Source organism: Halioglobus sp. HI00S01 (assembly GCF_001635445.1).
GTDB lineage: Bacteria > Pseudomonadota > Gammaproteobacteria > Pseudomonadales > Halieaceae > Halioglobus > Halioglobus japonicus.
The window spans coordinates 114,178-135,391 of sequence record NZ_LWEE01000387.1; the positions used below are offsets into that span (position 1 = coordinate 114,178).

General features: G+C 60.9%; 19 protein-coding genes. 11 read left to right on the forward strand and 8 right to left on the reverse strand.

Annotated elements, in window-relative coordinates:
- Positions 1–26: 26 nt before the first annotated feature.
- From ettA to A3709_RS21530, 6 genes are all read right to left on the reverse strand, one after another.
- A complete protein-coding gene (gene ettA, locus A3709_RS21505) occupies positions 27–1,691 on the reverse strand; it encodes an energy-dependent translational throttle protein EttA (RefSeq protein WP_066059621.1) in 1,665 nt (554 codons plus the stop codon).
- 51 nt (positions 1,692–1,742) lie between these two features.
- Positions 1,743–2,630: a transglutaminase family protein gene (locus A3709_RS21510; protein ID WP_066059624.1), complete on the reverse strand. Its 888-nt coding sequence runs from the start codon at positions 2,628–2,630 to the stop codon at positions 1,743–1,745.
- Positions 2,630–5,212: a circularly permuted type 2 ATP-grasp protein gene (locus A3709_RS21515; protein ID WP_082850297.1), complete on the reverse strand. Its 2,583-nt coding sequence runs from the start codon at positions 5,210–5,212 to the stop codon at positions 2,630–2,632. The genes A3709_RS21510 and A3709_RS21515 overlap by 1 nt, the downstream gene beginning before the upstream one ends.
- A gap of 70 nt (positions 5,213–5,282) precedes the next feature.
- On the reverse strand, positions 5,283–8,636 hold the full coding sequence (locus A3709_RS21520; protein WP_066059628.1) for a DUF2126 domain-containing protein: 3,354 nt from the start codon (positions 8,634–8,636) through the stop codon (positions 5,283–5,285).
- Between the two features lie 28 nt (positions 8,637–8,664).
- Complete coding sequence (locus A3709_RS21525; protein ID WP_066059632.1) at positions 8,665–9,603, reverse strand: alpha-E domain-containing protein; 939 nt, start codon at positions 9,601–9,603, stop codon at positions 8,665–8,667.
- Positions 9,600–11,048, reverse strand: a complete 1,449-nt coding sequence (locus tag A3709_RS21530) for a circularly permuted type 2 ATP-grasp protein (protein WP_066059634.1) — start codon at positions 11,046–11,048, stop codon at positions 9,600–9,602. Before A3709_RS21530 ends, A3709_RS21525 begins: the two co-directional genes overlap by 4 nt.
- 207 nt (positions 11,049–11,255) lie before the next feature.
- On the opposite strand from A3709_RS21530, the gene glyA reads away from it, so the two are divergent.
- The 11 genes from glyA to ribA all read left to right on the forward strand — a co-directional run bounded on the left by glyA (position 11,256) and on the right by ribA (position 19,993).
- A complete protein-coding gene (gene glyA / locus A3709_RS21535; protein ID WP_066059636.1) occupies positions 11,256–12,518 on the forward strand; it encodes a serine hydroxymethyltransferase in 1,263 nt (420 codons plus the stop codon).
- 129 nt (positions 12,519–12,647) lie between these two features.
- Positions 12,648–13,121 (forward strand): transcriptional regulator NrdR, encoded by a 474-nt coding sequence (nrdR, locus tag A3709_RS21540; protein ID WP_066059638.1) that lies wholly within the window; start codon positions 12,648–12,650, stop codon positions 13,119–13,121.
- A gap of 14 nt (positions 13,122–13,135) precedes the next feature.
- On the forward strand, positions 13,136–14,248 hold the full coding sequence (gene ribD / locus A3709_RS21545; RefSeq protein ID WP_066059639.1) for a bifunctional diaminohydroxyphosphoribosylaminopyrimidine deaminase/5-amino-6-(5-phosphoribosylamino)uracil reductase RibD: 1,113 nt from the start codon (positions 13,136–13,138) through the stop codon (positions 14,246–14,248).
- A gap of 71 nt (positions 14,249–14,319) precedes the next feature.
- Positions 14,320–14,979, forward strand: a complete 660-nt coding sequence (locus A3709_RS21550; RefSeq protein ID WP_066059641.1) for a riboflavin synthase — start codon at positions 14,320–14,322, stop codon at positions 14,977–14,979.
- Between the two features lie 44 nt (positions 14,980–15,023).
- Entirely contained in the window at positions 15,024–16,133 is a 1,110-nt protein-coding gene (gene ribB / locus A3709_RS21555) for a 3,4-dihydroxy-2-butanone-4-phosphate synthase (RefSeq protein ID WP_066059643.1), read from the forward strand.
- A gap of 18 nt (positions 16,134–16,151) precedes the next feature.
- Complete coding sequence (gene ribE / locus A3709_RS21560) at positions 16,152–16,625, forward strand: 6,7-dimethyl-8-ribityllumazine synthase (RefSeq protein WP_066059646.1); 474 nt, start codon at positions 16,152–16,154, stop codon at positions 16,623–16,625.
- Entirely contained in the window at positions 16,626–17,072 is a 447-nt protein-coding gene (gene nusB / locus A3709_RS21565) for a transcription antitermination factor NusB (protein ID WP_066059647.1), read from the forward strand.
- A 149-nt stretch (positions 17,073–17,221) separates the two neighbouring features.
- Positions 17,222–18,133 (forward strand): thiamine-phosphate kinase, encoded by a 912-nt coding sequence (gene thiL / locus A3709_RS21570; RefSeq protein ID WP_066059649.1) that lies wholly within the window; start codon positions 17,222–17,224, stop codon positions 18,131–18,133.
- Positions 18,134–18,167: 34 nt separating this feature from the next.
- Positions 18,168–18,683: a phosphatidylglycerophosphatase A gene (locus A3709_RS21575; RefSeq protein WP_231871284.1), complete on the forward strand. Its 516-nt coding sequence runs from the start codon at positions 18,168–18,170 to the stop codon at positions 18,681–18,683.
- A complete protein-coding gene (locus tag A3709_RS21580; protein ID WP_066059651.1) occupies positions 18,680–19,330 on the forward strand; it encodes a TIGR02281 family clan AA aspartic protease in 651 nt (216 codons plus the stop codon). Before A3709_RS21575 ends, A3709_RS21580 begins: the two co-directional genes overlap by 4 nt.
- Positions 19,331–19,396: 66 nt before the next feature.
- On the forward strand, positions 19,397–19,993 hold the full coding sequence (ribA, locus tag A3709_RS21585) for a GTP cyclohydrolase II (RefSeq protein ID WP_082850298.1): 597 nt from the start codon (positions 19,397–19,399) through the stop codon (positions 19,991–19,993).
- Here ribA and A3709_RS21590 read toward each other — a convergent pair.
- Together A3709_RS21590 and xseB are read right to left on the reverse strand one after the other, a co-directional pair.
- Positions 19,990–20,886 carry a polyprenyl synthetase family protein gene (locus A3709_RS21590; protein WP_066059656.1) on the reverse strand — a complete coding sequence of 299 codons (897 nt, stop codon included), beginning with the start codon at positions 20,884–20,886 and terminating at the stop codon, positions 19,990–19,992. The genes ribA and A3709_RS21590 overlap by 4 nt on opposite strands.
- On the reverse strand, positions 20,887–21,132 hold the full coding sequence (xseB, locus tag A3709_RS25140; protein ID WP_066059658.1) for an exodeoxyribonuclease VII small subunit: 246 nt from the start codon (positions 21,130–21,132) through the stop codon (positions 20,887–20,889).
- Positions 21,133–21,214 lie beyond the last annotated feature (82 nt).

A 21,214-nucleotide genomic window follows, 5' to 3' on the forward strand; every position in this document is an offset into this window, starting at 1 on the left:
TGGCCCGGTGCGCGGTGAAAGCACGCTTACTTGAGTGCGCGATACTTGATGCGGTGAGGCTGGTCCGCGGCGGCGCCGAGGCGCTTTTTGCGGTCTTCTTCGTAGTCGGTGAAGTTGCCTTCGTGGAACACCACGCCGCCGTCGTCTTCATAGGCGAGGATGTGGGTGGCGATGCGGTCGAGAAACCAGCGGTCGTGCGAGATCACCATGGCGGAGCCCGGGAAGGCCAGCAAGGCTTCTTCCAGGGCGCGCAGGGTTTCTACGTCGAGATCGTTGGTCGGTTCGTCCAGCAGCAGCACGTTGGCGCCCTGCTTCAGCAGCTTGGCCAGGTGCAGGCGGTTGCGCTCGCCACCGGAAAGGNCCTTCACGAACTTCTGCTGATCAGAGCCCTTGAAGTTGAAGCGCCCGCAGTAAGAGCGTGAGTTCACCTCATAGGTGCCGATGCGGATGATGTCGTTGCCGTCGGAGAGTTCTTCCCAGACGGTTTTGGAGCCTTCCAGATCATCGCGAGACTGCTCAACGTAGCCCAGCTTAACGGTCTCACCGAGTTTCACCTCGCCGGAATCCGGGGTTTCTTCCCCCGCCATAATCTTGAACAGGGTGGATTTACCCATGCCGTTGGCACCGATAATGCCGACAATGGAGCCGGGGGGCACCACAAAGCTCACATCATCAAACAGCAGGCGATCGCCAAAACCCTTCTTGAGGTTGGTCACTTCGATCACGTTGTCGCCCAGGCGGGGACCCGGGGGAATGTAGATCTCGTTGGTTTCGTTGCGGCTCTGGAATTCCTGCGATTGCAGCTCGTCGAAACGGGCCAGGCGCGCCTTGCTCTTGGCTTGGCGCCCCTTGGGGTTCTGGCGCACCCATTCCAGCTCGGCCTTGATGGCCTTCTGGTGGGAAGCTTCCTGGCGGGCTTCCTGTTCGAGGCGCTTCTCTTTGGCTTCCAGCCAGTCTGAGTAGTTGCCCTCGTAGGGAATGCCGCGGCCGCGGTCGAGTTCGAGGATCCAGCCGGCGGCGTTGTCGAGGAAGTAGCGGTCGTGGGTAATGGCCACCACGGTGCCGGGGAAACTCTCGAGGAAGCGCTCCAGCCAGGCCACGGATTCTGCATCCAGGTGGTTGGTGGGCTCATCGAGCAGAATCATATCGGGGTTGGAGAGCAGCAGGCGGCACAGGGCCACGCGGCGGCGTTCACCACCGGAAAGGGTGGTGACGTCGGCGTCCCAGGGCGGCAGGCGCAGGGCGTCGGCGGCCACTTCCAGGCGGTGGTCGAGGTTGTGGGCGTCGGTGGCCTGGATGATGTCTTCAAACTCGGCCTGCTTCTTGGCGAGGGCGTCGAAGTCGGCATCGGGCTCGGCGTAATCGGCGTACACCTTCTCCAGCCCCGCCAGCGCATCGATGGCGTCCTGAACGCCTTCTTCCACGTTGCCGCGCACATCTTTTTCCGGATCCAGCTGCGGCTCCTGGGGCAGGTAGCCGATCTTGATGCCGGGCTGGGGGCGCGCCTCACCGATAATGTCGGTGTCGATACCGGCCATGATTTTCAGCAGGGTGGACTTACCGGCGCCGTTCAGGCCCAGTACGCCGATCTTGGCGCCGGGGAAGAACGACAGGGAGATGTCCTTCAGGATTTCTTTCTTGGGCGGCACGATCTTGCCGACACGGTTCATGGTGTAAACGTATTGGGCCATGGGCGGGTTAATCTCTGGGAGGTTTTGAGACGGGGAATTCTAGCAGATTTTTTAGTCTTCGCTGACCCGGCTTACGTCGACCGAGACGTCTAGCGCCGGCGCGCTGCCACCGCCGAAAATCACACCCTTTACCGGCGTCACGTCGAGGAAGTCGCGGCCGTAGGCTGTGACGATGTGTTGGGTCTGGGCGGCAGTGTCATTGGTGGGGTCGAACTCCAGCCAACCTTCGTCCGGGCAGAAGTAGGCAACCCAGGCGTGGGTGGCATCTGCGCCCACCAGCTTTTCCTCGCCCGGCGCCGGCAGCGTCTCGATATAACCGGACACATACTTGGCGGGAATACCTACGGCGCGCAGGCAACCTACCTGCAGGTGGGCGAAGTCCTGGCAGACACCGCGTTTGTGTTCCAGTACCTCGCTCAGGGGCGTGGCAATGGTCGAGAACTCCGGGTCATAGGTGAAGTCGCTGAAGATGCGGGTGGTCAGCTCCGCCACACAGGACTTCAGTGAGCGGTCAGGGACGAATGAGGGTTGGGCGTAGTTGGTCAGTTCTTCAGTCGCAGCAATCATCGGCGAGTTCAGCAGGTACTCGCGCGCTTCCAGCGCGTGGTGCGAGCGGTTACTGCGCATGTAGTGCAGGGCCTGGGCATAGGAGATGCCGAAGTCCAGGTTGAGATCCGGTTGCGCTTCTGAAATCTGGATCTCGCTCTCGGCGGTAATCACCAGTTCCTTGTGGGCCTTCTGGATCTCAAACTGGTAGGCGTGGTTGCCGAAGTAGTCGGTGCGCGAGCGGCTCACCGCCGGCATCGGCGACACCGTGACTTTGCTGTCCAGGCAGCGCTGGCGCCGCGTGTCTCGCGGCAGCACATTGGCCAGGTTGTAACAGGAGGTTACCCGGGCCGGGTAGCTGTAGCGGGTAGTGTGGCGAACCTTATACCGCATCAGCTGTCACTCCGCGTGTTGGTGAATAGCTGCTGTGGGCCACTGCGATGGTCGAAGTGTTTGTCGCTGATAAAGCGGCTGAACTCGCGCAGCAGCCCGGCCAGCTGGGTCATCAAGGTCTCCACCTCAGGGCGGCGCTTGCCCGCGACCTGCAGCAGATGCGGCACGCGGGTCAATTGCAGGGTGGTCATGGCCTCCAGCAGGCAGCGGTTCTCCTCGTCGAGTTCACCCGCCAATGGCTCGGCATTCGGTAGTTCGGCGAGGTGTTCCTGCAGGCGTTCCATCTGGAATAGCAGCGAGCGCGGGTTGGTGCGGTCCAGCAGGACCAGATCGGCACCCAACTCCAGGCCGCGGTGCTGGCGCCCGCGTCGGCGGTAGGTGATCAGCGCTTCCATCGATGTGAGCATGGCGGTCAGCAGGGTCGCCTGTTCGGTCTCTCCACACGCTTCCGAGAGCAGGCCGCGCACGGTGGCAATGGTCTGCAACGAGCGCTCGATGCGCTTGCCCATGTCCATGAACCGCCAGCCTACGCCGCGAATCATGGATTCCTGGGTAAGGCCCGCGAGGCCTGCCAGGGATGTCACGAGCGGGTCAAGGGCTTCTTCCGGCGCCGAGGCCAGGCCGCCGGACAGGTCTGCGTCTAGGTTGTCCAGAGCGTCCTGCAGGTCGTTGATGACCCGGATCGTGTCAGTGGACAGTAACTCCTTGGATTCGTCGGCCGCCAGCAGCAGGGAATTGATGGTGGAACGCACACTGCCCACGCGGTTGCCGTCGCTGATGATCTCCAGCAGTTCTTCTTCCGGATTGGCCAGTTGCTCGGGGGTGGCCGCGGTGAATCCCGGCAGGGTGTAAGTGATCTGCGAAACGGTTTCCAGCAGGATACGTGTGGCATCCGGGGTGATGCGGTCCTCGCCATTGAGCATCACGAACACGGTGCGCAGCAGGCGCATTGAGGCTTCCGCACGCTCGGCGTAACGGCCCATCCAGTACAGATTTTCCACCACCCGGCTGGGCAGGCTGTCCACCGGCGATTCCTGGGCCAGGCGCAGGCTGTCGATGCTGGCCTCTGTCGTCACCTCACGCTCTGGCTCGGAGGCGATGACCCAGGTGTCCTTGGAAGGGCTGCCTTCCTGCATGGAGATAAGCTGGCCGTTAGTCGAGGTGCCGATACGGGTGAGGCCGCCCGGCAGCACGGTATAGGAGCTGTCGGTAGCCACCGCAAAGGTGCGCAGCAGGGTTGGCCGTGGTTCCAGATTGTAGCCGTTGAAGGCTGGCGTGTAGGATTTGTCGAGCTTCTCTTGTGCAACGTAGTCGAAGGGGCTGTGATGGATTCGCGCCAGCAACGCGGTGCGTTGCTCCTCGTTGAGGTCGCCACCGAAGGCGCTGTTCTCGCCACTGCCGCGCCAGGCGTGTTTGATGATCAACTTGTCGATGTTGCGAGTGATGTGGGCGAGATCGGCTTCATCGCCGGCCCAAAAGGTTTTCACCGTATCCAGGCGCAAGTCGCGGCCCAGCAGGAGCGTAGCAATACCCGGCAGGTATTTCAGCAAAATCGCATTTTCAAGTGCGCCACTGCCGAGCGGATTGCAGACCACGACCCGGCCGCTGCGGACGATTTCCAGCAGCCCGGGCACACCGAGTTGTGAATCCGGGCGCAGTTCCACCGGGTCGCAGTAGACATCGTCGACCCGGCGCAGCAGCACGTCGACTCGTTTTAAGCCGTCCAGGGATTTCATCCACAGGAAACCGTTGCGCACGACCAGGTCGCCGCTTTGCACCAGCGGGAAACCGAGATAGTTGGCGAGGTAGGCGTGTTCGAAATAGGTTTCGTTCTGCGCGCCGGGTGTCAGCAGGGCCACCCGCGGCAGATCGCCAGAGGGCGAGAGTGAGGTTAGTTTGTGGCGCAGCCGTTGGTAGAAGCTGGCGATGCGGTGCACATGGCTGTCGCGGTACAGGCTGGGGAAAACCCGCGACATCACTGTGCGGTTTTCCAGCACATAGCCTGAGCCCGAGGGCGCCTGGGTGCGGTCGGACAAGATACACATCGAGCCATCCGGCCGGCGCACCATGTCCACCGCGTGCATGATCAGCTCATGATCACCGGGCAGCTGGACACCCTGGCAGGCGCGCAGGAAGCCGCCATGGTTGAACAGTGCCTCCGGAGGGAGGGCGCCGTGGCGGATCAGGGTGCGAGGACCATAGAGATCGCGCAGGATCAGGTTGAATAGCTCTGAGCGTTCCTGCAGGCCCGTTTCGATCTGGGACCAGTCGTCGCTGCTAATGATATAGGGAACCGGGTCCAGCTCCCAGCTGCCGCTGGCACTGCCGGGTTTGCCGTATATGTTGTAGGTGGCGCCGTCGTCGCGGAGGATGCGGCGAGCCTTTTCCTCGCGATTGCGCATGACCTCGGGCCCAAGGTCGCGCACCGCACCCAGCAGGTAATCCCAGCCGGGCTTTAACGCGCCGTCGGCGTCGCGGGTCTCATCCAGCAGACCGCCGGGCGCCGGGTAGTCCAGGGCCGAATGCAGGGTTTGTACCTGCGATTGGCCAGACTGGGGGCTGGGCGGTTGCTTGGAAATCATTGCGTGGCTTGTCCTGTTCGCAGGGGGCGAAAAATCGGCCGGTTAATATACGCAATCCCGCTGTCCGGGGCTAGCGCGGTGCGGGGCTGCGCATATCGAGAATATAGGGGTACTCGCCGGCCGGTTCCTCGGGAGGCGGCTCCATTGGGCGCGGCACCGAGTCGTTGGGGAAGAACTCGCGCAGCGCTGAAACCTCGGGCTGGGGGATGAACGGCCCCTGGGTGTGGCTGACCGTGTCGAACCGGTTGATCCGCCGCGACTCGGCCTCGAAGGCGTTGATCGGGAAGGAATCGTAGCTGCGTCCACCGGGGTGGGAGACATGGTAGCTGCAGCCCCCGAGGGAGCGGCCGTTCCAGGTGTCGATCAGATCGAACGTCAGTGGCACATGCACACCGATCATGGGGTGCAGTGCCGAGGGCGGCTGCCAGGCCCGGTAGCGCACACCGCCGACGTATTCGCCGTGTACACCTGTTGGGCGCATGGGTACCCGCCGGCCGTTACAGGCCACCACGTAGCGGCCATCGGTCATGCCGGTACAGCGGATCTGCAAGCGCTCCACGGACGAATCTACATAGCGTGAGGTGCCAAAGCTGGTGGTTTCCTCTCCCAGTACATGCCAGGGCTCCACTGCCCAGCGCAGTTCCAGCTTCACACCGTCGAGCATGACCCGGCCGTAGTGGGGGAAACGAAATTCCTCGAACGGCAACAGCCAGTCGAGGTCGAACGCGAAACCATGTTCACGCAGGTCGTCGACCACGAATTTCATGTCTTCCCAGAGGTAGTGGGGCAGCATGAAGCGGTCGTGCAACTCGGTGCCCCAGCGTACCAGCTGGCCGCGATAGGGTTTGTCCCAGAAGCGCGCTACCAGGCAGCGCAGCAGCAGCGCCTGGACCAGGGCCATGCGCGGGTGGGGCGGCATTTCGAAGCCGCGGAATTCGAGAATACCCAGGCGCCCGGCAGGGCCTGCCGGGGAGTAGAGTTTGTCGATACAGAACTCTGCCCGGTGGGTATTGCCGGTGACGTCAATCAACAGGTTCCGCAGCAGGCGGTCCACCAGCCAGGGCTGAGGCACTTCGCCCTCGGTCATCTGTGAGAAGGCGACTTCCAGTTCGTAGAGCATCTCGTCGCGGCCTTCGTCGACACGCGGTGCCTGGGACGTGGGGCCGATGAACATGCCGGAAAACAGATAGCTGAGGCTGGGGTGGTGCTGCCAGAACGTGATCAGGCTGCGCAGCAGATCCGGGCGGCGCAGCATTGGGCTGTCTGCCGGCGTGGCCCCCCCCAGGGTGATGTGATTGCCGCCGCCGGTGCCGGTGTGGCGGCCATCCAGCATGAATTTCTCGGTGGACAGGCGCGACTGGCGGGCCTCCTCGTAGAGTGAGGTGGTGGTGGCCACAAGCTCGTCCCAGTTATTGGACGGATGTACATTGACTTCGATGACGCCCGGGTCGGGGGTGACCAGCAGTTTTTGCATACGCGGATCTTTCGGCGGCTCGTAGCCTTCGATCAGTACCGGCATTTTCAGGGCGCTGGCGGTTTCCTCCACCGCGGCGATCAGTTCGACGTAGTCTTCCAGGTATTCCAGAGGCGGCATGAACACGCACAGCCGGCCGTCGCGGGCCTCGATGCACATGGCGGTGCGCACCACCTGCTCGTATTCCGGCTCTTCCAGTGGCTCGTCGGCGTTTTCACCCGCGCTCTCCTGAAAAGTCATGTCCTTGCGTGGGGCCAGTTCATCGCGGGTCTCAAACGGGTCTCGGGGGTGCTGGTAGCTGTCGATCTTCTCTGCCAGCTCCGGCAGGTCAGCCAGTGGCAGACGCAGGCCCATGGGCGAGTCACCGGGGATCAGGGTGATGCGCTCCCGTTTCATCGGCCACAGGCTGGAGCGCCAGGTTTTTTCGGCAATGGGCCAGCCGGTGTTGCGTTCCAGTGGCAGTACCAGGCCGGTAGGCACACTGAAGCCGCGTTCGATCAGGCGCGCAAGGCGCCGGCGGTCCAGGTCGTTCTCCACCTTGTGCGATAACACGTCGATGTTCTTGGGCAGGTTCTGCTCCTGCATCAGGTAGTAGAACCCGTCCTCGTAGGCGGGCTGGCTGCTGCCGCGCGGCAGACCGAGCAGGTCGCACAGCTTGCGGCCGAACTTGACGGCGTCCTTGGCGTCGCGTTGGTAATCCTTATCGACCCGGGCGAGCAGGCTGTTGTCCTGCCACAGTGGCTCGCCGTCTTTGCGCCAGAAAACCCCAAGGGCCCAGCGCGGTACTTCTTCGCCCGGGTACCACTTGCCCTGGCCGTAGTGCAGCAGCCCCTGCGGTGCGAACTGGTCGCGCAGGCGCAGCAGCAGGGTTTTCGCCAGGCTCAGTTTGTCTGCGCCCAGCGCATCGGTGTTCCACTGTTCGGACTCCATGTCGTCGATCGACACGAAGGTGGGCTCGCCGCCCATGGTCAGACGGACATCGTTGTTGTCGAACAGGACATCCACGGATTTGCCCAGGGCGAGAATGTGTTGCCACTGGTCCTCGGTATAGGGTTTGGTGACGCGAGGGTCTTCGAGCACCCGGGTGACCGTGTTGCTGAAATCAAACTCCACCTCGCACTCATCGGTTGCCCCGACAATAGGCGCGGCGGAAACGGGGTGCGGTGTGCAGGCGAGAGGAATATGCCCCTCGCTCGCGTACAGGCCCGAGGTTGGGTCCATGCCTACCCAGCCGGCGCCGGGCAGGAAGACTTCACACCAGGCGTGCAGGTCGGTGAAATCCTCGTCTGCACCGGAGGGGCCGTCCAGTGATTTTTCGTCCGGCTCAAGCTGCACCAGGTAGCCTGAAGCGAAGCGCGTGGCCAGGCCGAGGTGGCGCAGCAACTGGGCCAGCAGCCAGGCAGAATCGCGACAGGAACCCTTGGCGAGTTTCAGGGTTTCTTCCGGGGTTTGTACACCCGGTTCCAGGCGCACCAGATATTCGATCTTTTGTTCCAGATCCTGATTCACCGCCACCAGAAAGTCGTTGATCGCGGTCTCTGATCGGTCGACCCCGGCTACCAGCTCATCGAACAGCGGGCCAAAGTCCTCTATTTCCAGGTAGGGTTGCAGCTCTTTTTTCAGCTGCTCTGGATACTCGAAGGGATAGTTCTCGGCATATTCTTCAACAAAGAAATCAAAGGGATTGATCACCGTCATGTCGGCGATCACTTCCACATCCACTTCGAACTCGGTGCATTTCTCTGGGAATACCAGCCTGGCCAGGTAGTTGCCAAAGGCGTCCTGTTGCCAGTTGATGAAGTGCTCTTGCGGCTTGATGTTGAGGCTGTAGCTGTGGATCGGCGTGCGCGAGTGCGGCGCCGGGCGCAGGCGCACGGTGTGCGGCGACATGTTCACCGCCCGGTCAAATTTGTAGGACGTACGGTGGTTGATGGCTACACGGATAGTCATTGCTTAGTTACCGCTCCGGCGGTGAGTTTCAATCGGTTTCGCTGTGGAACCAGGTGCGGCTGATCTCGGCACCGAGCTCCAGCAGGTTTCCCTGGAATTTGTCGATGAATCTGTGCGTGTCGTGTCTGCCTGCCGAGTGCGGATCAAACCGTGCCAGGCTGCGCCGCGAACGGTCGATAATCTTGAGTGCCTGGCGGCTGTTCTGCAGTGGCGCCAGGTCCTCGCGAATACCGCCGAGGCAGAATTTAAGCGAGCGGGGTAGGCTGCCGTCGCGAAAGATGAAGTCTACCACTTCTGACCGCTCCACCAGTGGGCCGATCGTGCGCCGGTAGGTTTCGTGGGCTGAAAGGGAGTCCAGCACGCTAGCCCAGATAAGCGGATCTGCAGTGCTGGGGTTGCGCTCTTCGTTCATCAGTGACCCCACGCCGGCATCGAGTACGCGCGTGGTCATATCGGCCCGTTCCAGCAGGTTGCCGATACGGATAAAACGATAGCTGTGGTCACGGCATAGCGTGGTCATCATTAGGCCATTGATCATCTGGCAGCGGCCGATCACCTGCTCCAGGAAGCCGTGGCGGTTGCGTCGGCCGACACACTTGTCGGCGTTCTCGCGGGTGTAGAGATAGAGTTCGTTGACGTGTTCCCAGACTTCAGCGGGCAAAACGTCGCGGGTGGTGCGCACGTTCTCCCGCGCAGCCTGCACCGCGCTCGCGATGCTGCCCGAATTATCGGGCTCGGCCATCAGGAAACGCAGCACATTGGTTTCGTTGGCCACCCGGTAGCGCTCGGCAAAAGTTGTGTCGGCGTTGAAGGTTTTGAGCAACACCTCCCAGCCCGGCTCCGAGCCCTCTGGAATGTCCATGATCATGTGGGTGTGGGAGCGCATCAGGCGGGCGGTGTCTTCAGCCCGCTCCAGATAGCGCGCCATCCAGTACAGGCGCTCCGCGACGCGTGAGAGTAATCTCATTTGGAGCCCTCCACGATCCAGGTGTCTTTGCTGCCGCCACCCTGGGATGAGTTGACCACGAGCGACCCTTTCACCATGGCCACCCGGGTGAGGCCGCCGGGGGTGACCCAGGTATCTTTGCCCGAGAGAATAAAGGGGCGCAGGTCAAGGTGGCGCGGCTCTATGGTGTTGCCGCAATAAGTGGGTGCGGTAGAGAGTGACAGGGTTGGCTGGGCGATATAGTTGCGCGGGTTGTCCTCAATGAGCTTGGCGAAGGTCTTGCGCTGTTTGGCGGTGGAGTGAGGCCCCACCATCAAGCCGTAGCCACCGGACTCGTTGGCTGGCTTTACCACCAGTTTGTCGAGATTGGCCAGCACGTAGTCGCGCTCTTTCTCGATCATGCACAGATAGGTTTTCACCGAGGCGATGGCGGGCTTTTCCTTCAGATAGTAGCGAATCATGTCGGGCACGAACGCGTATACCACCTTGTCGTCGGCCACGCCGGCGCCGGGGGCGTTGGCGATGGCCACGTTGCCCTTCTTCCAGGCGCGCATGATGCCCGGTACTCCCAGAACGGAGTCGGCGTTAAAGGCCTCCGGGTCAAGGAAATCGTCGTCGATTCGGCGGTAGACCACATCCACGCGCTCGGGGCCGTCCACCGTGCGCATGTGCAGCACGTCGTTTTCGTCGACGAACAAGTCGGTGCCCTCCACTAGTTCTGCCCCCATGCCCCGTGCGAGGAACGAGTGCTCAAAGTAGGCCGAGTTGTAGATCCCGGGGGTGAGCACCACGATGCAGGGGCGTTTGCGCTCCCTTGGGCTCAGAGAAGCCAGGGTCCGATACAGCTGGGCGGGGTAGTCGTCCACCGGCTGGATGCTGTAATTCTCAAACAGTTCGGGGAGCACGCGCTTGGTAATCTCCCGGTTCTCCAACATGTAGGAGACGCCGGACGGCACCCGCAGGTTGTCCTCCAGGACATAGAACTTGCCGTCCTTGTCACGGACCAGATCAGTGCCGCAGACATGCGCCCATGCACCAAAACGGGGCGAAATGCCTGCGCACTGGGGCTTGTAGTTGCCGGAATCCAGCACGATCTCGGCGGGGACAATGCCGTCCTTGAGGATGCGTTGCTTGTTGTAGATATCGTCGATAAAGGCGTTGAGGGCACGGGTGCGCTGGGCTAGGCCCCGGCTCACTTTGCTCCAATCACGGCCGCCAATCACTCGCGGGATGATATCGAACGGCCAGGCGCGGTCGATGTTCTGGCCTTCGGAGTAGATGGTGAATGAGATGCCCATGTCGCGGATCGCCAGCTCAGCGGCATTGCGGCGCGCTTCCATTTCTTCGCGGCTGAGTTTCTGCAGCAGGTTGACAGCCCTGCGGGCCGCCACGCGCGGTTTGCCAGCGTCGGTGATCAGTTCGTCAAAAAATGGGCCGGTGTCGTAGGATTTCCAGCTTTTGTTCATGTGTCCCCACAGTTATTAGTCTAGCCGAGGCATGCAAACGCCGCGCCACTCCTTAGGATATAGACGAGAGCGTTGGAAGGCGCAATTGGACCTTAGTCGAGGCAGGCCAATTTCTCCCCAAACCACCTTCTGTAACAGCGCCTTTTTCGTTAAAATGCGCGCCTTTCCAATCGGGGCCACCCCACCATTTTTTTGCGGGAGACACGCATGTTTGACAGCAACATGACCATTGAGGGTTTTGACGACGAGATCTTTGCCGCCATTGGTGAAGAGGAGCGCCGCCAGGAGGAGCACATCGAGCTGATTGCTTCTGAAAACTACACCAGCCCCCGGGTCATCGCGGCGCAGGGTACTGTGCTGACGAATAAGTACGCTGAAGGCTACCCAGGTAAGCGCTATTACGGCGGTTGTGAGNATGTCGACAAGGCCGAAGATCTCGCCATCGAGCGGGTCAAGGCCCTGTTTGGCGCCGACTACGCCAATGTGCAGCCGCACTCGGGCTCGCAGGCCAACTCCGCGGTATTCCTGGCCCTGGTTCAGCCCGGCGACACCATTCTGGGCATGAGCCTGGCCGACGGTGGCCACCTGACCCACGGCGCCAAGCCCAACTTCTCCGGTAAAAACTACAACGCCATTCAGTATGGACTGAACGCGGACACCGGTGAGGTGGATTATGACCAGGTAGAAGCCCTGGCGCTGGAGCACAAGCCAAAGATGATCATCGCCGGCTTCTCTGCCTATTCTCAGGTCATGGACTGGGCGCGCTTCCGCGAGATCGCCGATAAAGTGGGTGCCTACCTGATGGTCGACATGGCCCACGTGTCCGGCCTGATCGCCGCTGGCGTCTACCCCAACCCGGTGCCTTACGCCGATGTGGTCACATCTACCACGCACAAGACCCTGCGCGGCCCCCGCGGCGGCATCATCCTGGCCAAGGCCAATGAGGAACTGCAGAAGAAATTTAATTCTGCGGTGTTCCCCGGTGGTCAGGGCGGCCCGTTGATGCACGTGATCGCGGCCAAGGCCGTCTCCTTCAAGGAAGCCGCGAGCCCCGAGTTTGTGGAATATCAGAAGCAGGTCGTGGTGAACGCCAAGGCCATGGCAGCAACCTTTATCGAGCGCGGTATTAACATTGTTTCCGGCGGTACCGAGAATCACCTGATGCTCGTGGACCTGATCGGTAAGGCTTACACCGGTAAGGATGCAGACGCGGCCCTGGGCGCGGCTAACATCACTGTGAACAAGAACGCGGTGCCCAATGACCCCCGTTCGCCCTTCATTACCTCAGGCCTGCGCGTAGGTACGCCTGCCATCACCACGCGCGGTTTTGGCGCGGAAGAAACCGTACAGCTGACCCACTGGATGTGCGATGTGCTTGAATCGCTGGAGAACGGCAACTCCGAGCAGGTGATCGAGGAAGTGAAAGGCAAAGTTCTGGAAATCTGCGCCCGCTTCCCGGTCTACAAGTAACCCCGCCTCAGACAACCCTGGGGTCAGGTCTTATTTTTCTGAAACAGCTGTTTCAGAAAAATAAGACCTGACCCCAGGGTTTTTATTAAATTGTGTTATCCTTCAAGCAGTTAGCAGGGGAGAGCTGATATGCATTGCCCATTCTGTGGCGCTGAAGACACCAAAGTGATTGATTCCCGCCTCGTGGCTGAGGGGGACCAGGTGCGTCGCCGTCGCGAGTGCCTGAGTTGTGCCGAACGCTACACCACCTATGAGGTGGCGGAGCTGGTGATGCCGCGGGTGATCAAGCAGGACGGTACGCGCGAGCCCTTTAATGAAGATAAGCTGCGCGCCGGCTTTCTCCGCGCTTTGGAAAAGCGCCCAGTGTCGGTGGAAGACATCGAGGCCGTCATCCACAAAATCAAGAACGCCCTGCGCGCCACCGGTGAGCGCGAGGTGAAGTCGCTGGTGCTGGGCGAACTGGTGATGGACAACCTCAAGAAGCTCGACAAGGTGGCCTATGTGCGGTTTGCCTCGGTATATCGCAGCTTTGAGGATATCTCTGAATTCAAGGCCGCCATCGACGATTTGCAGTCAGAGCCCAGCCACGAACCCGCCAACTGATTCCGCTCCTCGTAATGAGCACTGAATTTGATACCCGCATGATGGCCCGCGCGCTGACCCTGGCGCGACGCGGCCAGTACAGTGCCATGCCCAACCCGCATGTGGGTTGTGTGCTGGTGCGCGACGGCGAGATTATCGGTGAGGGCTTTACCCAGCCTGCGGGCGGCAACCACGCCGAGGTACAGGCACTGCAAGCCGCCGGCGATGCCCGGGGCGCCACAGCGTATGTGACCCTGGAGCCCTGCTCCCACGTGGGCAAAACCGGGCCCTGTGCCGATGCCCTGACTGCCGCTGGCGTCACCCGGGTGGTGGCGGCCATGCAGGACCCGAACCCGATAGTGGGTGGCAATGGTTTTGAAAAGTTGCGCGTCGCGGGCATTGCCGTCGAGTGCGGTTTGCTGGAGGCGGAAGCCGAACGCGTGATTCCCGGATTTGTGTCACGCATGCGTCACGGCCGCGGGCGGGTGCGGGCCAAGCTGGCGATGTCGGTCGATGGCCGCACGGCCATGGCCTCTGGCGAAAGCCAGTGGATTACCGGCCCCGATGCCCGGGCGGACGTGCAGCGCCTGCGGGCCATGAGCTGCGCTATTCTGACCGGGGTAGGCACGGTGCTGGATGATGATTGCTCACTCACCGTGCGCGCCGAAGAACTGGGCCTACCCGCGCCGGAAGCGGCGCTGGCAGCACAGCGTCAGCCACTGCGCGTGGTGATGGATTCCAGGCTGCGCACGCCGGCTGATGCCAAAGTGTTGGATGGAAGCGCTCCTACACTGGTGTGCCACGATGCTGCGCTCACCCCATCCCCGGCGCTACAGGCCACGGGCGCAGAGTGGCTGCCCCTGGAACGAGGCCGGCAGGGTCTGGATTTGTCCACCATGCTGGACCAATTATCCACGCGGCAATGCAACGAAATTCTGGTAGAATCTGGCCCCCATTTGGCTGGGGCCATGCTCCAGGCGGGACTGCTGGATGAATTAATCATCTATATGGCCCCCACCCTGATGGGCAGTAACGCCATGCCCCTGCTGCAATTGCCGCTGGACCGCATGGCCCAGAAAGTGCCGTTGCTGATTGAAGACATTCGCGCCGTGGGCCGCGACTGGCGCATCACCGCCGTACCGGGCTAGCGCATTACGCGAGCCGGTCGCCAGGCACTGCAGCTTTCGGCTGCGATTAACGTTTTTTGAGAAGGTAGATTATGTTCACAGGCATTATCCAGGCCGTTGGCGAAGTTGCCGCGATGCAACCCTCCGGGGGAGACCTGCGCCTGCGCATTAACACCGGCAAGCTGGACCTGGGCGACGTGGCCCTGGGCGACAGCATCTGCACCAATGGCGTATGCCTGACTGTTATCGAACTGCCTGGCGACGGCTACTGGGCCGATGTCTCGGTAGAGAGCCTGAACTTCACGACCTTGGGCGATCTCAAGCCCGGCTCCAAGGTCAATCTCGAAAAAGCGCTGACACCCGCCAGCCGCCTCGGTGGCCATATTGTGAGCGGCCATGTGGATGGCGTGGGTGAAGTGGTGAGCTTGCATGAGGATGCGCGCTCGATCCGCTTCGTGCTACGCGCTCCAGATGACCTGGCCCGCTACATTGCCCACAAGGGCAGCATTACCGTGGATGGCACCAGCCTCACGGTGAACGCGGTGAATGGCGCCGAGTTCGACCTGAACATTATTCCCCAGACCATGGCGGAGACGGTGTTTGGCGATTACCAGCCGGGCACCCGGGTAAACCTGGAAGTGGACGTGATTGCCCGCTACCTGGAGCGCCTGATGCAGGGCGACGATGCGGCCAAGCCCGGCGCGGGTTCGCTGTCGATGGCCACACTGGCTGAAAACGGATTCCTGAAATAACAGCAGAGGCCCACCAGCGGCTTTTGTGAACTGTGAAAATGACTATGCAAGTAAACACTGTTGATGAACTGATCTCTGACCTGCGCCAGGGCCGCATGGTAGTGCTGTTGGACGACGATGCCGACAGTCACAATGAAGGTGTGGTGATGGTGGCCGCCGAGCATGTGGATGCTGACCAGGTTAACTTTATGGCTCGCAAGGCCCGTGGCCTGGTGTGCCTGACCCTCACCGAAGAGCGCTGCCGTCAGCTCGACCTGCCCCCCATGGTGGAAGATGCCATGGGTGAGAAATCCAACTTCACGCTGTCGATTGAAGCCACTGTTGGTATCGATACCGGCATTTCCGCCGCAGACCGTGCGCGCACCGTGCACGCCGCCGTTGCACCCCATGCGGTGCCGGGCGATATCGTGCAGCCGGGCCATATCTTCCCCCTGGAAGCACTGCCAGGTGGCGTGCTTACTCGCGCGGGCCATACCGAAGCCGGCTGCGATTACGCCCGCCTGGCCGGCCTGCTGCCTGCGGCAGTGATTGCCGACATTCTCACCGATGACGGTACCCTGGCCGATGGCCCGGCGCTGGCAGAGTTCGCCGCCAAGCACGGCCTGAAAATTGGCACCGTGGCTGACCTCATTCACTTCCGCATGGTGAACGAGCGCACTATTCGCAAGGTGCGTGAAGGCAAGGTGAATACCGCTCACGGCGAATTCAACCTCACCGCGTACCGCGACCAGACCGCCGGTGACGTGCACCTGGCCCTGTCTATGGGTGAAATCAGCGAGGCCGAGCCCACGCTGGTGCGGGTGCATGTGCAATCGGCATTGCGTGACCTGGTGGGCAGTGAGATTGAGGGCCAGCCCACCTGGAGTATGGCGCGCTGCATGCAGACCGTGGCCGAGGCCGGCAAGGGCGTGATTGTGCTGCTGGCCCGCGAAGAAGGACCCGAGCAGCTACTGAACAGCATCGACATGGCGCTGGGCGGGGAATTTACCGCCGGCAGTGGTAGCGCCGTGTATAACACCGTGGGTCTGGGCTCCCAGATTCTGCGAGACCTGGGGGTGGGAAAAATCCATTTGATGGGCGCCCCAATCAAGTACAATGCGCTCTCGGGTTTCGACCTCGAGGTGCTGGATTTCGTCAGCCCCAAGGCCGACTAAACGCACAAGGAAACCAACATGAACGACATCAAGACCATCGAAGGCGACTTCACCAGCGGCAAAGGCGATTACACCATTGTGGTTGGGCGCTGGAACAGCTTCGTGGTAGAGCACCTGCTGGAAGGCGCGCTGGACTGCCTGCGCCGCCACGGTGTGAGCAAAAGCCAGATCACCATTGTGCGTGCACCCGGCGCGTTCGAGATTCCGCTGGTGTGCAAGCAAGTTGCCGCCAAGGGCAAAACCGACGCCATTATCGCCCTGGGCGCGGTGATTCGCGGCGGGACCCCGCACTTTGAATACGTGGCCGGTGAATGCACCAAGGGCCTGGCCATGGTGAGCATGGAGTACGCTGTGCCTGTGTCCTTTGGCGTACTGACCGTGGACACCATTGAGCAGGCCGTAGAGCGCTCTGGCACCAAGGCCGGCAACAAGGGCGAAGAAGCCGCTATGTCTGCCCTGGAAATGGTCAGCCTGATGGGCAAGATAGACTAAATGAGCAAGCAGCCTCACAACACCCTGGCGGCGGAGCGCCGCAAGGCACGCCACTACTCTATGCAGGCCCTGTACCAGTGGTACATGGCCAGCGCCCCGCTGAACGATATCGAGGCAGAGTTTCGCGCCGAGTACGATTTCGCTCACGTTGACCTGGAGTACTTCCAGGCGGTGCTGCACGGTGTTCCCACCTGCGTGGACGAACTCGAGGCGATTTTCGAGCCGCTGCTAGACCGCAAAATCGATGACCTCGACCCCATCGAACGCACCCTGTTGCGCATGGGTATCTGGGAGCTCAAAGAGCGCATCGATGTGCCCTATAAGGTGGCCATCAACGAGGCGGTGGCCCTGGCTAAGAAGTTTGGTGCCAGCGAAAGCCACAAATATATTAACGGTGTGCTCGACAAGGCCGCGCGGGAATTGCGCCAGGCCGAAACCGGCGCCTGAGATCGCCCCCGGCGAACTCATTGTGATCAGGGGCAACTCATCGTCATCCCTGCGAGCGTACCGTCATCCCGGCGAATTCATCGCTATCTCGGCGCACCCATCGTCATCCCGGCGAAGGCCGGGATCCAGAAACCCTGCGGCCCAAACCCATGCCCAGTGAATTCGACTTAATCTACCGCCACTTCGCCCACCTGGGCGCCGGCCCTGCCGTCGAACTGTCCGTGGGAGACGATTGCGCCATCCTCAAGCTGGAACCCGGCGAACGCCTGGTCACCTCGGTGGATACCCTGGTGGAAGGCGTGCACTTCTTGCCAGACACCTTTCCTGAAATTATCGGCTACCGCGCCGTCGCCACCGCCGTATCGGACCTCGCCGCCATGGGCGCTCGCCCGCTGGGCATGACTATAGCGCTGACCTTGCCCGATGCCGACGAATTCTGGGTGCACAGCTTCAGCCAGGGGTTGGCGGAGGCCGTGTCTGAATATTCACTGCCCCTGGTGGGTGGGGATACCACCCGCGGCCCGCTTACGGTCAGTGTGCAGGTGATGGGCGCAGTGCACGCAGACCAGGCACTGCTGCGCTCGGGCGCTCAGGTGGGTGATGCTGTGTATGTGTCTGGCACACTAGGTGACGCTGCAGGTGGCCTGGCCTTTCTGCAGGATGAGTGGCGCCCCAGCCCCGATGCCGCCGCTTATCTGGTGGAGCGCCACGAGCGGCCCACCGCACGCCTGGCCCTTGGTCAGCAATTGCTGGCGGTGGCCACGGCGACCATTGATATCTCCGATGGCTTGCTGGCAGATGCCGGGCATATTGCCGCTGCCAGTGGGGTAGCCATCGAGCTGGAATCCGCGGCGTTGCCCATATCGCCTGCGTTGGCAGAGGCCGGCGAGCGGGCCACTACCTGGGCGCTTACCGGTGGTGATGATTACGAGCTTTGCTTCACGTTGCCGGTGGGTGTGCCGGCACCCGAGGGCTGTGTGCGCATAGGCACCGTCGTGGTGGGAGAGGGCGTTCGCGTTGACGCCGATATTGACACCGGCGCCGGTTACCAGCATTTTTGACCTCGTCATTCCCGCGTAGGCGGGAATTCATGGAATGCAGACACAGGAAATCATGCCCGATTCAATATCACCAAATCCGCTGAAGTCTCCCATCCAGTTCCTGGCCTTTGGCCTGGGATCGGGCCTCGCGCCCAAGGCGCCAGGCACCTTCGGCACCATTACCGCGGTGCCCCTGTTCTGGCTGCTCTCGCACCTGAGCCTGGGGATGTATACCGTAGCGCTCGTAGTGGCCTTTGTTGCCGGCATCTGGATTTGCGACAAGGCCAGCAAAGAGTTGGGCCTACACGATCATCCGGGCATCGTGTGGGATGAGTTCGTCGGCTACTGGCTGACCATGTGGGCGCTGCCTGCCGACTGGGTGTGGATGCTGGCCGGCTTTGTGGCGTTCCGCATTTTCGATATCGCCAAGCCCTGGCCGATTGGCTGGCTGGACAAGCGCGTGGATGGCGGCCTTGGCATTATGATTGATGACATTGTGGCAGGGCTGATGGCCTGCGGTGTGCTGCATTTAGCTCACACCGTCATCCCCGCGCAGGCGGGGATCCAGTGAAACGTTCGCTCGCAACAATCCTGCTGGCTGTAGCCTTGCTAAGTGCACCCCTGCTTACACTCGCCGCCCCTCATATCGAGATCGAAGGCCTGATGCCCCCCAATGCTGCCGTGGTCAGCGTCGATGGCCAGCGCAAAATGGTCAAGGTGGGGCAGACCTTTCAGGGCGTGACCCTGATCGCTGTCTACACCCGTACTGCCACGCTCGAGGTGGATGGCAATGAGACCGTGGTGGGGCTCTCCCGCAAAGTAGGCGCTAACTATCAGCCGCCCTCAGAGCAGGTGGTGACTATCCAGATCAACCCCTCGTTGCAGTACCGCACCAACGCCACCATTAACGGCCGCCAGGCCGAAGTACTGGTGGATACTGGCGCCAATGTAATGGCGATGAACCTCGGTGAGGCCCGGCGCCTGGGCGTGAAACCTGAGGATGGCTCACCCACCCGGGTGGAAACCGCCAGTGGCAATGTGCGGGCCTACCTGGTGAACCTCAAGGCCGTGGATGTGGGCGGCATCAAGGTGAATAACGTGCAGGCCGCGGTGCTGGAAGGCGATCAGCCCTCTACGGTGCTGCTCGGCATGACCTGGCTAAGACACGTTAAAATTGAAGAAAAACAGGGGGTTATGACCCTCACCAAGGGCCCCTGATACGCCCTCGCGCCCTCTGCCCCAAACCTGTTAGAATACGCGCCCTTTTGCACGGATACGCCCCCTTTGGTTGCACGATACGTAGAATCCTCCCGCCTCCCCACCGCCTGGGGCGTATTCGATATGCATGGCTTTGAGGACGCGGAAACCAATAAGGAGCACATTGTCCTCACCATGGGCGATGTCGGCGACGGCGCCCACGTGCTGTCCCGTGTGCACTCCGAATGCCTCACCGGCGATGCCTTCTCCAGCATGCGCTGCGACTGCGGCCCCCAGCTCGATGCCGCCCTTGAGGCCATTGCCAAAGAGGGCAGGGGCGCGCTGTTCTATCTCCGTCAGGAAGGGCGTGGCATTGGCCTGCTGAACAAGATCAAGGCCTACAAACTCCAGGATGCTGGTGCCGACACCGTAGAGGCGAATGAGCAATTAGGCTTCGGCGCGGATATGCGTGACTACAGCATTCTCAAGCCCATGATTGATCACCTGAGCATTACCGCTGTGCGGCTGATGACGAATAACCCGCGCAAGGTGAAAGCGTTGGAAGAGCACGGGGTGAATGTGGTGGAGCGGATTGCGCTACATACCGGTGCCAATCCGCATAATGAGAAGTATTTGCAGACCAAGGTAGGGAAACTTGGCCATATTATTGAGACTGGTGTCTAGCGGTCCCGCTCCACGATGTATCTGGCCAGTTCTCGTAGCTGCTCGGCCGATTCCCCGAACATCTCCAGCGGTTCCAGCGCTGCCTTTAGCAGCCGTTGCGCCTCCGTCTTGGCGCCATCCAATCCCAGCAGTTTTACGTAGGTAGGCTTGTTCGCCTCCAAATCCTTGCCTGCCGTCTTGCCCAACGTCTCGGAATCCCCCTCAGCATCCAGAATGTCGTCCACGACTTGGAATGCCAAGCCAATGTGGCGACCGTAATCATCTAGCGCTGTCAGTTGTTCGTCGGTGGCATTGGCCACAATCCCCCCCAATGCCAGTGAGGCCCGGATTAGTGCGCCGGTCTTCATGTCGTGCATGGCCTTCAAGTCTTTCAGGCTCATGGCAGAGTCAACTGCCTGAATGTCAATGTACTGGCCACCAACCATGCCTTCGAAACCTGAAGCCTGGGCTAACACCTTGATCATGCGGATTTTTTGCTCAGCCGAGAGGTCTGGTGCATCTGCCAGAAGCTCAAATGCCCTGGCTTGTAAGCCGTCACCGACTAGGATGGCAGTGGCTTCGTCATAGGCCTCGTGTAAAGAAGGCTTGCCGCGGCGCGTATCATCGTCGTCCATGGCTGGGAGGTCATCGTGGATGAGAGAGTAGGTATGAATTAGTTCAAGAGCAGTGGTCGTATAGCTCAGAAGGTAGGGGTCGTCCGTTGCGAGAGCTTTCGCTGCCGAGAAACTAAGCATTGGTCGCATCAGTTTTCCTAAACCTTCAAGAGAATAGCGGGACGCGGCGGCTAGCTCTGCCATTGCGCCAGTATCCCCTGGGTCGATTGGCGAAGCGAGTGCAGAGATGTTGGCACTGCATAATAACTGAGCTTCCTTGATATTGTCGGTGATTGACATCTATAGATCAGCCCTTTGCTTGATGACCTTGCTTGGGTTGTCTGTTTCCAGCAGGTTGTTTACGGTTTGTTCTGCTATTGAAAGCAGCTTCTGAGACCTCTTTATGAGAGATGTCGCCTCCTCATACAACTCGATTGAGCGTTCTAGTGTCGTTCCATCATTTTCTAGGGACACAATCAATTTATGGATTGATTCGAGCGCTTGCTCTAGGGGTATGTCGTTTGTGTTGTTCTCGCTATTGTTCATCAGATAGGCCTTCTAGGGTTGGTGCTCTTGTCGAAAGTCTGATACCAAAAATCAACGAAAAAGTAGGTATTTGCAGTTCGCA